Origin of the sequence: Hymenobacter algoricola (genome assembly GCF_039539525.1) — a bacterium.
In the GTDB taxonomy this organism is placed as follows: Bacteria; Bacteroidota; Bacteroidia; order Cytophagales; family Hymenobacteraceae; genus Hymenobacter; species Hymenobacter algoricola.
In genome coordinates this window covers 13,932-27,415 of the sequence record NZ_BAABDH010000096.1, presented here as the reverse complement: position 1 = coordinate 27,415, position 13,484 = coordinate 13,932, and the positions used below count along the sequence as shown (strand labels likewise).

At 66.2% G+C, this 13,484-nt stretch carries 10 protein-coding genes; 6 read left to right on the top strand and 4 right to left on the bottom strand.

The features are described 5' to 3' along the window. Positions 1-119: 119 nt before the first annotated feature. From ABD842_RS21225 to ABD842_RS14895, 4 genes are all read left to right on the top strand, one after another. The gene (locus ABD842_RS21225) at positions 120-536 is read left to right on the top strand and encodes a 3'-5' exonuclease (protein ID WP_425553195.1); all 417 of its coding nucleotides are present in this window, start codon (positions 120-122) and stop codon (positions 534-536) included. A 1,207-nt stretch (positions 537-1,743) separates the two neighbouring features. Then, positions 1,744-3,786 carry a glycoside hydrolase family 16 protein gene (locus ABD842_RS14905; protein WP_345115541.1) on the top strand — a complete coding sequence of 681 codons (2,043 nt, stop codon included), beginning with the start codon at positions 1,744-1,746 and terminating at the stop codon, positions 3,784-3,786. A gap of 753 nt (positions 3,787-4,539) precedes the next feature. Beyond that, positions 4,540-5,430, top strand: coding sequence for a DUF5694 domain-containing protein (locus tag ABD842_RS14900; RefSeq protein WP_345115539.1), 891 nt, complete (start codon positions 4,540-4,542; stop codon positions 5,428-5,430). Positions 5,431-5,738: 308 nt separating this feature from the next. Then, positions 5,739-7,109 (top strand): alpha-amylase family glycosyl hydrolase, encoded by a 1,371-nt coding sequence (locus ABD842_RS14895; RefSeq protein ID WP_345115537.1) that lies wholly within the window; start codon positions 5,739-5,741, stop codon positions 7,107-7,109. Between the two features lie 93 nt (positions 7,110-7,202). Here the strand turns inward: ABD842_RS14895 and ABD842_RS14890 are convergent, their stop codons facing one another. Continuing rightward, a complete protein-coding gene (locus ABD842_RS14890; RefSeq protein WP_345115534.1) occupies positions 7,203-7,457 on the bottom strand; it encodes a hypothetical protein in 255 nt (84 codons plus the stop codon). Positions 7,458-7,795: 338 nt separating this feature from the next. Here ABD842_RS14890 and ABD842_RS14885 point away from each other — a divergent pair, with 338 nt between their 5' ends. Continuing rightward, complete coding sequence (locus tag ABD842_RS14885; protein WP_345115531.1) at positions 7,796-9,130, top strand: TPM domain-containing protein; 1,335 nt, start codon at positions 7,796-7,798, stop codon at positions 9,128-9,130. Between the two features lie 81 nt (positions 9,131-9,211). After that, on the top strand, positions 9,212-9,775 hold the full coding sequence (locus ABD842_RS14880) for a GNAT family N-acetyltransferase (protein ID WP_345115528.1): 564 nt from the start codon (positions 9,212-9,214) through the stop codon (positions 9,773-9,775). Between the two features lie 169 nt (positions 9,776-9,944). Here ABD842_RS14880 and aspA read toward each other — a convergent pair whose 3' ends face one another. The 3 genes from aspA to ABD842_RS14865 form a co-directional block, all read right to left on the bottom strand. Further along, positions 9,945-11,351: an aspartate ammonia-lyase gene (gene aspA / locus ABD842_RS14875; protein ID WP_345115525.1), complete on the bottom strand. Its 1,407-nt coding sequence runs from the start codon at positions 11,349-11,351 to the stop codon at positions 9,945-9,947. Positions 11,352-11,425: 74 nt separating this feature from the next. Further along, positions 11,426-13,144: an ATP-binding protein gene (locus ABD842_RS14870; protein ID WP_345115522.1), complete on the bottom strand. Its 1,719-nt coding sequence runs from the start codon at positions 13,142-13,144 to the stop codon at positions 11,426-11,428. Further along, the gene (locus tag ABD842_RS14865) at positions 13,137-13,478 is read right to left on the bottom strand and encodes a circadian clock KaiB family protein (RefSeq protein ID WP_345115519.1); all 342 of its coding nucleotides are present in this window, start codon (positions 13,476-13,478) and stop codon (positions 13,137-13,139) included. Before ABD842_RS14865 ends, ABD842_RS14870 begins: the two co-directional genes overlap by 8 nt. Between the last annotated feature and the right edge of the window lie 6 nt (positions 13,479-13,484).

The following is a 13,484-nucleotide window of genomic DNA, read 5'->3' as shown; positions in this document are numbered from 1 at the left end:
AAAACGCTTCCAAATCCAAGCCCGTCAACGCCCGCATTTGGCGGTCGTCTGTAATCGTATTCACATCTAGCATGCCCAAAAATACTATTTGGGAACAACTCTAAAAAGTAGTTCTTTCGATATCACAGCCCAAACTGCCTAGTGATAAAGATGGCATCGTCAGAATAATGAGTCTGCATAAGTCCAAAGGGCTAACTGCGAAGTGCGTTATTATAATAGGCTGTACAGCAGGAGTACTTCCCTTTGTCAAACCAAAAGAAGGAATGACTGCCGCACAACGCCTACGCATTATCGAAGAGCAAAGGAGGTTGTTCTATGTTGCGTTGACAAGGACTACAAAAACGCTGGTAATAAGCAGTGCAGCGGCAATGCTGAAAGCAGATGCACGTAGAACAGGAAACACTAGCTCCGCTGTTCGTGCAGGTGGAGCGGGTGGAACAGCCTCATTAAATCCAAGCCCTTTCATATCTGAACTCGGAAACCATGGCGTGACCACAGTTTCTGGAAGAAGATGGAAAGCCTCTTTGGGCTTCTAGACAGAGAAACCCAAAACTAAACCAGCCGCTGCCGCCCCCGGTAGCGGCTGGTTTGCCGGGGGGCAGTTTGTAGCCCCAACTGGCGCGAGTTTAGCGCAGCGTAACTCGTGACGAGCCATGAGGTGGAGGTTGTACCTCCACTGCCGCGCCAGCGGCAAGCCGAAACCGCGCCGCCTGGAGAAATTCGGGCGGCGTGGTCGTTCTAACGGGGGAGGCACAGCCTCCCGGCATGAGCTGGCACGAGGTACGCTGCGCTAAACTCGCGCCAGTGGTGCCGCTCCCCTCCCCACCGTCGCTCGGCTGGGCCGAGTGACGCTTACGCTCTGAGCAGCCGGGCTACGAATCCGTCCGGGTCGCCTGCGCACGCTTTGCCCGGCTGGTGCGGGACGCTTGCGGCACAGCCGCTCCGGCGTAGGTGGTCACCCGGCCTAGCCGAGCGACGGCGGAGTAGCTTATCCGGTGTCCTCGGCAAAAGTCACCCAATCGAAAAAAACAAATCGAATAGGTGACTTTGCCGGGGAAGGCGGCTACTTCATCAGCCCCGCGGCCACCTATCCTGCGGGGGCGCTACCGGGATGCCTCGCCCCCCACCTCTTTCCCGGAAACCACCGCGGCGGCCGCCTTCATGTTGCGCGGCCCCAGGCGGAGCCAGGGCGCTGGCTGGGGGGGGGCACATGTACCGAAATGCGGCAGCTCGATGGGTTTGACGAGGAGCTGCGGCTACCGGTGTTTCGGGCCCCGGGTACGGTCGCTATAAAGTAGGGTACTGCTAAAAAATAAATCAGGTACCCTACTGACGAGTAGGGTACCTGATTTATTTTTTAGCAGTACCCTACTCCTGCGTGCTCCTGCGTCCTTTTCACCAACCACCGCTACGCCCTGAGCAGCTATGCTGCGAACCAGCCCCCGCCGCCTGCACGAACTCAAACGGCGCGGGAGCCCCGCGGCAGAGCCGCTCCGGCGTAGTGGTCACCCAGCAGAGCCGGGCGACGGACGGGAACTTCTGGCCGGGCTGGCTCCGGCAGGATGTGCGCCTGCGCACTGCCACAAGAGGCTCCGGCCCGTATCTTGCGGCGGAAAGCGGCTGTTCCGGCCCCCGGCAGCCGCTTGGTCCCGCCTGCTGACGGCCGTCGGTCCGGGGGCGAAGACAACTTCGGCCCGGCTCCCGGCGTTGGGCAGCTGGCCGCACCCCCGCTATAGCTCCGTTATGAACAAACTGCTTCTTGTCGCCTGTCTGCTGCTGCTGCTAGGCGTGGTGCCCGGGTACGGGCAGGGCCCCGGGCTGCCCACCGGGCACCTGGACTATGCCGACTGGGAAGTGGTGTTTGAAGACGACTTCGACGGCCCCCGGCTGGATACGGCCAAGTGGCGCACCGACCTGCCGTTCTTCTCTTCCTGCTACGCCTACTCCAACCACACCAGCCCCACCGACACGCTCCCCGACAACGACACGGCCGAGTACTACGATACCACCGCCCTGGCCCTCGAAAACGGCATCCTGCGCATTACCGCCAGTCGGGTGCCCGACTACCGGTGCCCCGGCACGAACGACATCTACACGTTCAAATCGGGGCTGATTCGCAGTCGCTTCGTCGACAATACCGCGCCGCCGGTGTACAACACCCGCGGGTTTCTCTACGGCATGATTGAGGTGCGCTGCCGCATTCCCATGGCCAGCTGCTTTACGCCGGCCGTCTGGCTGGCGGCTTCCTCGGGCGAGTGGCCCCCGGAAATCGACCTGTTTGAGGTGGAGTGCGGCAGCAACGCCAACAAGAACAAGGTGTACAGCTCGGTTCAGGACGGGCCGGGCAGCTCGCGCAACGCCTCGGAGCACTACCGGGCTCGCCAGCACAACTACTTCGCCCTGGCCTACCATACCTGGACCTGTATCTGGTCGCCCACCCACATCACCTTCTACCTCGACGGCCGGGAGCTGCACACGCGCACCAACCCCTACAACAACCTGGTGCCCATGGACGTCATTGCCAATCTGGGGGTACACAGCCTGAAGAACGGCAACTCCTCCGACGTCTTCGCCATCGACTACATCCGCATTCTGAAGCCCCGCACATCGGTGCCGCTCAGCGCGGCCGCGCCCGCCGACGTGGCCGGGGGCCTGGCCTGGAGTGAGCGGCGGCAGCACCTGTTTTACCGGAATACCCGCAACGCGGTGGCCTACTACTACCCCGACAGCACCGCCCTGCTGCACTGGGCCCAGGCCGAGCTGCTCCCCACCGCGCCCGCCGACGTGGCCGGGCCCCTGCTCTGGAGCGAAAGCCGCAGCTGCCTGTTCTATAAAACGACCGCCGGCCGCCTGGCCACCATCCGTCGGGATACCGCCGCCGCCCACTGGGTCTATGCCGAGCTGGTGCCCGGCGCGCCCCTGGATGTAGCCGGTTCGCTGGCCTGGAGCGAGCAGCAGCAGCGCCTGTTCTACCGGGACACTACCGGCCGCGTTGCGCACGTATACTGGGATACCACGGCCACCGCGCCGCGCTGGGTGAGCGGGGGGCGACTGGTGCCGGCGGCCCCCGCCGACGTGGCCGGCGAGCTGACGTGGAGCGAGAGCCGCAGCTGCCTGTTCTACAAAACGACCGCCGGCCGCGTAGCGGTCCTGCGCTGGGATGCCTTCGAGGCGCCCCACTGGTTTCAGCAGCAGGTGCTGCCGGCGGCCCCCGCCGACGTGGCCGGGGAGCTAACCTGGAGTGAGCAGCGGCAGCACCTGTTTTATAAAAATGCCGGCCGCTCCATCTCGCGCCTCTACTGGGCCCCGAGTGCGACGGGCGGAACCGGGTGGGCGCAGGGCGAATTGCCCTTCACTCCCCCAAGCGACGCCAACGCCTTCCGGGTCTATAACCCCGACAAGTCGAATCCGGCGGAACCCGTGGTCACCGACCCCGACCTGGTGAAGGGGGCGCTGCACTGGAGTGAGGCCACCGGCTCCCTGTTCTTCACGGGCATGAAGGGCAAGCTATACCGGATGCTGTGGCAGGGCAATCAGTGGCACCTGCAGGCCGTGAAGTGGAAGGGGGAAACCGACGAGCTGCACTCCTACGCCAACGTGGCCCTGACCTCCGAGCTGTGCGTGTCGGGGGCGGGGAAGCAGGTATTCTACCAATCGACGGACCACCGGCTGGAAGTTGCCCACTGGGTAGACATTGCCCGGCTGGACCCGCCTCTGTCGGCGGGCTACACCCCGCTGGAAACCGTGCTGGCCCCCCCGGCCCGCGCCGCCGCTACCGACCGCTAGGCTCCGGCTTGGCCGGGCTGCGGGCTGCTGTTGCGGGGCGCCCGGGGTGGGCGCGCAGTTCGTTTCAGGCATCTGGCTGGTAGGTTGAGCGGAAATCCCTTGCTATATGGCCCCCGGCCTTGCCGGCCGGCGGTGCCGGGTGACGCCTACGCTGTGAGCAGCTGTGCTGCGAATCCCTCCAGGCCGCCTGAGCGAGTCCGCACGGCGCGGGACCCTCGCGGCAGAGCCGCTCCGCATAGTCGTCACCCGGCATAGCCGAGCGACGGCGAAGGCAAGCATTGCTGCCAATGAAGCTGTTTAGGCAGTCAAAAGAACGTCATGCTCATCCAGCGTCCGCGAAGCCGAAGCATCTCTACCGCTTCGTTGAACGACTCCTACGAAGCGGTAGAGATGCTTCGGCTTCGCGGACGCCAGATCAGGCATGACGTTCTGATTGATTTTGGCGACTTCCTAAACAGCTCCCAATACCGGCAAGCATAACGCAAAAGTCCCCTAATTGAAAAAAATAAATCAAATAGGATACTTTATCCATTGACCCGGCGGCCACCTTACCAGCCCTGCAGCCGCTCGGCCATGGCGGGAGTGGCCGCGGCATCCCGGTTGCCCTCTGCCCGCCCAGCGTCAGGGGCCCCGGTTTCATTGCGCCCCAATAGGGCAGGCAACGGTTGGGCGGTTGCGGGCATCCCTGGGGAGTACCACCTGGCGGCGGACAAACCAATAACTTCGCCGTCGTTACCCATTCTGCCTGTTTCTATGTTCCGACTACTGCTACTTAGCGTTGTTTCCGGCCTGGCCCTGGTGGGCTGCACCACCACCCGCCCGGCGCCCATCGTGGCCGCCGGCTCTACCGACCACCCCACCGACATCTGGCTGCTGGGCTGCGCCCACTTCGGTCAGCTCTACAAAGCCGGTAACCCCCTCACCGACGTGCTCACGCCGCGGCGGCAGGCCGAGCTGGCCACCATCCAGGATCAGGTCGCGCGGTTCCGGCCCGATATCATCATGGTGGAGGAGCTGCCCGAGCAGCAGCCCCGCCTCGACAGCCTGTACCAGCGCTACCGCCAGGGCCAGCTGGAGCTGGCCAGCCTGCCCGACGGCCGCTCCGAAACCTACCAGCTGGGCTTCGTGCTGGCCAGGCGCCTGGGCCACGACCGCGTCTACTGCGTGAACGCGCCCGGCGGCACGTCGCAGAGCGTTCTGCACCAGGGTACCAACATTGCGCTGTATGAGCAGGCTACGGCCGCCCACCGGGCTGCCGGCGGGCCGGTGGCCAAGCAGTTCGAAGCCGGCACCCTGACGCTGGGCGGGTTGCTGGGCTTCATAAACCACCCCGACCTGCTGCGTCAGCTGCACACGCTGGTGTACCGCGTACCGGCCCGGGTAACCGGGGGCACGCTCAAGCCCGACCCGATGGTTGACGCGTCGTTCGTCAGCCCCCGCCACGTGGGGGCCGAGTTTATTTCGGTGATGTATAACCGCGACCTGAAGATCTACTCCAACATCGTGACCACCCAGCTGGCCACGCGCCGCACGCGCATCCTCACCATTATCGGCGCCCGGCACGTGAGCTCCCTGCAGGAGGTGTTCGGCACCGATCCGGCCTTTCGGGTGGTGAAAGCCGCCACTTACCTCAAGCCGGGCTAAACGCGTCAGCCCGCTGGAGCCGGTTGGGGGGGCGAAAAACGGCAGCCGGGTTGTGGTCTGCGCTCCCGAGGTACAATGAACAGCTGGGCCGTGGCTATCGACTCCGCCCAGCCTCCGAAATGGTCACTACGAGCTGACTTTCCCCTGTTTTCGGTTCGGGTATCAGCCTTCTTTTCTTATCCCGCTTTATGAAACGCGCGCTGTTTCCGGGCCGGGCCCTGCTGCTCATCACCGGCTGCGGCCAGGACGACCGGGAAGAGCCGGCGTGCCCGGCCGCGGCTTTGGGGCCCGGGGCTTATCTTTAGGCAATGACGAAGCTTTCTTCGCTCTATGGCCTGCTGGCCGCCCTGCTGTTTGCCTGCCAGTCGGAGGGCGCCGACCCGGCTCCGGGGCCGGCGGCCCCGGCCGACCCGGTGCAGTACGGCACCCCGTTTGCCGACGTGCCCGAGGCCCGCAATGCCACCGTGTACCAGGTAAATATGCGCGCCTTCAGCAGCGCGGGCACTTTTGCCGGCGTGCAGGCCCGCCTCGACTCCATCCAGGCCCTGGGCATCAACGTGCTCTACCTGATGCCGATTCATCCCGTCGGCAAGCTGCGGGCCTTCGACTCGCCCTACGCCGTGCAGGACTACACCGCCGTCAACCCCGAATTCGGCACGCTGGCCGACCTGCGCGCCCTGGTGGCGGCCGCCCACGCCCGCCGCATGGCTGTGGTGCTCGACTGGGTGAGCAACCACACCGCCTGGGACAACCCCTGGATAACGGCCCACAAGGACTGGTACCGGCAGGATGCGGCCGGCACCATCCTCAACCCGTCCCCCTTCAGCGACGTGGCCCAGCTCAACTTCGACAGCTCCCCCATGCGGGCCGAGATGATCCGGGCTCTGCGCTACTGGGTGTTCGAGGCCAACATCGACGGCTACCGCTTCGACTACGCCGACAACCAGCCCCAGGAGTTCTTCACCCAGGCCCTGACCAGCCTGAACAGCATCGGCACCCACAGGCTGCTGCTCATTGCCGAGGGCAGCGCCAACCGCAGCTACTACCAGGCCGGCTTCGGCCTGTGCTACGGCTTCGACTTTGTGAGCACGCTCAAGGACCAGGTGTTTGCCGGCGGCCAGAGCGTGCGCCAGCTCGACGTGCTCACCGCCGCCAACTACCAGAACGCCCCCGCCGCCTACCGCGTGCTGCGCTACACCTCCAACCACGACCTGAACGCCTACGATGGCACCCCGCTGGAGTTTTTCGGCGGCGTGCAGGGCTCCCTGGCGGCCTTCGTAGTGGCGGCCTATCAGCAGGCGGCGCCCATGGTCTACAACGGGCAGGAGGTGGCCTGTCCGGTGCGCCTGCCCTTTATGGGGCCCCGTAAAGTCATCGACTGGACCCTGAACCCGGCCGTGACCAAGGAATACAGGAAGATCCTGCGCTTCCGCAACGGCAGCGCGGCCGTCCGCAGCGGCATGCTCACCCCCTACAGCTCCGACGACGTGTGCGCCTTTACCAAGACGGCCGGGGCCGAGCAGGTGCTGGTGCTGGCCAACCTGCGCAACCGCGTGGTCAGCTACCCGGTGCCCGCGGCCCTGCCCGCCACCTGGCGCCACGCCTTCGACGGCCAGCCCCTGACGCTGGGCGGCACGCTCACGCTGCAGCCCTACCAGTACCTGGTGCTGCGCAACTAGCCCCGGGCCGCCGGCCTCCCGGCGGTCCGGCCGGCCCCGAAAAAAGGGCTACCGCGCGCCGCGGTAGCCCTTTTTGATACGTGTCGCCGGGCGTTAGTGGCGGCCTTTGCCCCGGCCGTGCCCGTGGCCGCGCCCGTAGTAGTACGCCGGGCCGGCGGGAACGAGCAGCACCGTGCCTTTCTTGTATTTCGGAGCCTTGTACTTCTTCACGGGCCGGGCCTCGTGCACCACCACGTACCGCGGGGCCGGCGGCCCGATGTTGATGTTGATCTGGGCGCGGGCCGGAGTCGCGCTCAGGGCCAGGGCCGCCAGGGTGAGCAGGGCGGCAGCGGGAAAAGCTTTCAGCATACAGACGGGAAATGAAGGTGAAGGAAGACGCCCCGCCCCGCTGCAAGAAGCATGCCCTCCTGGCCCCGCGTCGCCGCCGGCCGCCGGAGCCGCCCCGCTCCGGCGGCAGCCTCAGCATCAAACGAGTGGTAGAACAGCGACGGGCCCTGCCCGTGGGTAGTGACGGAAGCCGGGGCCCGGCGCACCATCACGTCGGTCGATGCCTGCCACTGCCCCGGTGGACCCCGCAGGACCCCGCGGCCAGCCGAGGGGTCCTGCGGGGCCTTCCGGGGCAGCCAAATCAGTGGGGGCACCGTACAACGCAGCTGAAACGATTCTTCTACTTCACTGCCTGCGTCATGAACCGGTTTTTGTTTTTCGCCCTGTTATTCGTGGCCGCGGCGCTGGGCTGGGCCGCGCCAGCCGTTGCCGATGAGCTGCCGGCCCGGCCCGTTCCTTTCCGGTTCGTAACCGACCAGGGCCAGCTGCTGAGTGCGGCCGAGGCCAGGAGCCTGGAAAATGGCCTGCGCCGCTACGCCGACAACACCGGTACGCAGGTGGTGCTCGTGACCGTGCCCACGCTGGGCGGCCGCGACGTGGCCGACTACGCCCGGGCCCTGGGCCAAAGCTGGGGCGTGGGGCAGCGGGGCAACGACAACGGCATCGTGGTGGTGCTGGGCGCGCAGGAGCGCAAGGTGAGCATTCAGGCCGGGCAGGGCTTGCAGGCCGCCATTACCCCGGCGGTGGTCAGCCGCGTCATCGACCAGCAGATGACTCCCCGCTTCAAGCAGGGCCAGTACTTCACCGGTCTGCGGGCCGGGCTGAATACGCTGATGCTGACGGCCAACCCCGACTCGAACCCGCAGAAAAACCCGGCGGCCGGCTCGCCCGGGTCGGGAGCGGCAACCGCCGCGGCTCCCGCTCCCGACCGGAGTGCTGCCGCCCCGGACGATAACCTGAGCGCGCCGGCCCCGGCCGCTGTGCCGGCCGCCGACCCGTATTCGCCGACGGACGCCCCGCTGGAGCCGGAGTCGTCGGGCCTCGGTATCGGGACGCTGGCCATCGGGGCTTTGCTGATAGGTGGGGTGCTGTGGCTGCTGGTACGTATGTTTCGCCGGCGCGCGGCCCCTGCTGGCACGGCCCCTACTAGTGCGGCACCCAGCGCGGCACCCGACTTTCTGCCTAATCCGCCCACCCAATCAAACCAACCCCATCGGCCCAACCAGCCCAACCAGCCCGGCAACTACCGGCCGGGCCCCGGCGGCGGGCAGCCGGGTCCGGATTTCCTGTCGAACCGTGGCGGCGGGGCTGGTAACGGCATGGGCAGCATCCTGATGACGGGTGCCGCGGCGGCGGCCGGCGCCTACCTGGGCAACCGCATGGCTTCGGGTTCCGACACCGCCGGTACCAGCTCCCTGAACCCGGATACGTCGGCGCGCAACCTCGATGCCGGAGCCGCCGCGGGCGGCGCAGCCGGCGGCGGGTTCCCGGCGCTGGACAGCAATAATAACCCGGACAACGCTCCGGCCCCGGACTACTTCTCCGACGAAGCTGCCGGCCCTGATTCCGGCCCCGACTACTTTTCCTCCGACGACAGCTCCCCGGCGGATACTTCCTCCTACGATGACTCCTCCTCGGACGACACCGGCGGCGGGGGCTTCGATGATGACAACAGCAACAGCGGCTCGTGGTAAATGCCGATAAGCCCTTGGCCGGCGCCAGTTTCCTGCGCGGCCGCCGCTGACACCCAGCCGGCGCGGCCCTATATTTCCGCCATGATTCCTCTGATTACCCACACGCCCCGCCTCACGCTTATTGCCGCCAGCCGGGCCCTGCTCATCGCCGAGCTGCAGAAGCCCCGCTACTTCCCCGTGCTGCTGGGGGCCGCCCTACCCGCCGACTGGCCCCCGGGCGAATATGACCAGGCCGCGGCCGAGTTTTTCCTGGCGCAGCTCACCGCCGGTGGCCGCGACGCCGCCGGCTGGTACGGCTGGTACGCCATCCGCAAAGTCACTCCCGATACGCCTGCTACCCTCGTCGGCGCCGGCGGCTACCTGGGCCCACCCGATGCCGCCGGCACTGCCGAAATCGGCTACTCCATCTCCGCAGACTGGCGCGGGCAGGGCCTGGGCACCGAGCTGGTGGCGGGCCTGATCCGGCAGGCCGAGCAGACCGGCATGGTGCGCCGCCTCCTGGCCCACACCGAGCCCGGCAACGCCGCCTCCCGGCAGGTGCTGCTGCGCAACGGCTTCCAGCCGGATCTGCCTGCTCCCGACGGCCGCCTCGGTTTTGTGCGGGCCGTAGAGCCCGTGGTCCCGGCGGCGCCTCCGGTGGCGTAGCGGCCGTGGTGGCGGCGGCGTTTGGCGTCACCGGCAGGAACCTTCCGCGGCCGCGGCCAGCAGCGGGCATATCCCCAAACAGGCCAGGTAGCCAGTGCTGGGGCCCCAAAAGAGAGGCCGCCCCGGTTACGGAGCGGCCTCTCTTTTGGGGCTTACACGGCGCCTGGGCCTACTGGATGAAGCCGGGCCGGATCAGGTTTTCGAAGGTGAAAATTTCGTCCCACTTGGCCTGGGTCAGCAGCCCCCGCTCGGTTACGGCAATGGCGTACACCGACTTGCCGGTGCGCAGGGCCTCCTTGGCAATTTCGGCCGAGGCCTCGTAGCCGATAACCGGGTTGAGCTGGGTGACGATGCCGATGCTGTTGCGGACCAGGTTTTCGGCGTGCTCCTTGTTGGCCGTGATGCCTACCACGCACTTCTCATGCAGGGTGCGGCAGGCGTTGGTCATGTAGGAAATGGAGGTGAACAGGGCAAAGGAAATAACGGGCTCCATCACGTTGAGCTGCAGCTGCCCGGCCTCGGCGGCCATGGTCACGGTCAGGTCGGCGCCGATAACGTAGAACGCCGTCTGGTTGACCACTTCCGGCACCACGGGGTTCACCTTGCCGGGCATGATGCTGGAGCCCGGCTGCAGGGCCGGCAGGTTGATTTCGAACAGGCCCGCCCGCGGCCCCGACGAGAGCAGGCGCAGGTCGTTGCAGATCTTGGACAGCTTCACGGCCGTGCGCTTCAGCACCCCCGACAGCTGCACGTAGGCGCCGGTGTCGTAGGTGGCTTCGATCAGGTCGCCGGCCAGCATCAGGTCCAGGCCCGTGACGGTGCGCAGGTGCTCGGTGACCAGCTCGGCGTAGCCCGCCGGGGCATTCACGCGGGTGCCGATGGCGGTGGCGCCCATGTTGATTTCACTGATCAGGCTGCGGCTGTCGGCAATGCGCAGCAGCTCCTCGCGCAGGTTGGTGGCAAAGGCCCGGAACTCGTCGCCCATGCTCATGGGCACCGCGTCCTGGAGCTGGGTACGGCCCATTTTCAGCACGTCGCGAAACTCGTCGCCCTTGGCGGCAAAGGCGTCGGCCAGCTCGCCCAGGGTCTGGCTGTAGCCCACCAGCTTGTTGCTCAGGGCAATGCGGAAGGCGGTGGGGTAGGCGTCGTTGGTGCTCTGGGAGCAGTTGACGTGGTTGTTGGGGTGGCAGAACTCGTACTGCCCCTTTGGCTTGCCCATCAGCTCGAGGGCCACGTTGGCAATAACCTCGTTGGCGTTCATGTTCACCGAGGTGCCCGCGCCGCCCTGAATCATGTCGGTCAGAAACTCGCCGTCCAGCGCGCCGGAGCTTACCCGGTCGCAGGCCTGCATGATGTAGCCGGCCAGCGTGGGGTCGAGCACGCCCAGGTCGCGGTTGGCCATGGCGGCAGCTTTCTTCACGTAGGCCAGGGCCTGCACAAACAGCGGCTCGGACTTGATGGGAATGCCCGTGATGTGGAAGTTTTCCAGGGCGCGCAGGGTCTGGATGCCGTAGTATACCTGCTCGGGAAGGGCGCGTTCCCCTAAAAAGTCGTGTTCAAGCCGGGATAAAGTCATCGTACAGGGGCGAAAGAAGGTGGAGTTCCTTTTACGCAAGACCGGCCCGCAGGGCCAGCACCGCGGCGCCGGGCTTACTGGCGGAAATACACGGCAAACGTAGAGCCCCGGCCCGGCTCACTGTGCACGCTGATGCGGCCGTCGGCGTTTTCCACCATCTTCTTCACCATGTACAGGCCGATGCCGGAGCCCTCCACGTGGTAGTGGAAGCGCTGGAACATGCCGAACAGCTTGGGCTGGCTGGCCGCGTCGAGGCCCAGGCCGTTGTCCTGCACCTCCAGCACCAGGTAGTCGTCGGCGGGGCGGGTGCGGACCTGCACGTGGGCCGGCCGGGCCGGGTCGCAGTACTTGAGGGCGTTGCTGAGCAGGTTGTACACCACGCTGCGCAGGTTTTTCTCGGCAAACAGCACCGTCAGGGCGGGGGCCACGTCGATGTCGAGGCGGGCGTCGCAGCCCAGCAGGGAGGGCTCCAGGTCCAGGCGCACATCGTGGATAACGGCCAGCAGATTTACGGTCTCCACGGGCTGCCCGTGCTCCTTTTGCAGCTTGCTCACGTCGGTGAGGTGGCTGATGGTTTTCGTGAAGCGGTTCACCGAGTCCTGCATCAGGCCCAGAATCATGCTCACCTCCGGGCCGGCGGTGCTTTCCGCGGGCAGCTCGGTCAGCAGCGCATCCAGCAGCCCTTCGATGTTGCTGATGGGCGCCTTCAAATCGTGGGAGGCCGTGTAGATGAAGTTGTCCAGGTCCACGTTGGCGCGGGTGAGCTGCTCATTGTTGCGGCGCAGCAGCTGCCGGGCCTGGTCGATGTGGGCCAGGGCCAGCTTGTGCTCGTGGATGTCGGTGTAGGTGCCAATCCACTGAATCACCGCGCCCTGCTCGTTGCGCGAGGGCAGCGCCCGGCCCAGCATCCAGCGGTAGTCGCCGGCGGCGTTGCGCAGACGGCACTCCACCTCAAAGGGCGCTAGGGTGAGCAGGCACTGCTGCCAGCGCGCCTCCACTGCGGCCTCATCGTCGGGGTGCAGGTAGTGGAGCAGCAGCCGGTCGGCCGGCTGTGCGGCGTGCGGCGGGCCGATGTAGTCAAACCAGCGGCCGTTGCGGTAGGTGATGGTGCCCTCGGCATCGGCCGTCCAGGCAATCTGCGGAATGCCTTCCAGCATGCGGCTGGCTTCGGCCGCGGCCTGCTCCCCGGCCCGGCGGGCCGCTTCCTGGGTGCGGATTTCCTCATTTTTGCGGTCAATTACCGCGTTCTGCTCGGTTACCAGCGCCTGAATGCTGCTGATCTGGTGCTGGGCCGACAGGTCGGTGACGATAACGGCCAGCACCGGTGTATCATGAAACAGCAGCGCGTTCATCGACACCGAAAACGGCACCAGCGACCCGGTCTGGGTGTGCAGCGGCAGCTCCCCCTTGGCTTTGCCGGCCCAGCCGTGGGGTACCAGCGCCAGCCAGTAGTCCTGAAAAGCCAGCGGCACAAACTGCAGCAGGTCGGCCCCGATAACTTCCTCCAGCGGCCGGCCCAGCGAGGCCGCGAAGCCGGCGTTGGCGTACAGGATGGTGCCGTCGTCGGTGAGCAGCAGGGCCCCCTCGCTCATCTGCTCAATCAGGGTGCGGTAGCCCTGGTCGGCTCCCTGCAGGGTGAAGATGCGCGGGCCCTCGGCGCCCTGCACTGCCAGCGCATCGACGGCGCCCGTCCGAATGGCCTCAATCAGCTCTTCGGCCTCCTGCAGCTGGTAGCGGAGCTCCTCATTCTGGTGGGCCAGCCCGGCCGCGCTCTGAGCCGTGGTTTCACTCATTGGGCAGCAGCTGGTCAGCAGCAGGGTTGATGCCCAGCGCTTTGAGCACCCGGTTCCGGTCCGACAGGTCGCCCACGAGGCGGCGCACCAGGCCCGGCCGCTTTTTGATGAGCGTCGGCGCGCCAATCAGCTGCTCCTGCTGGGCCAGCTCGGGCTGCTGGTACATGTCGATGATGAGCAGCTCGTAGCGGCCCGCCAGGTACTGCTCGCAGATGGCTTTGATGTTGCGCACGGCCCGGGTGGAGTTGGGCGTGGCACCGGTGATAAATAAGTGCAGCACGTACTCGGGCCCGGCAGCGGCGGCTTGTTGTTCTAGGTCCGGATTGACTTCCATGCGGCG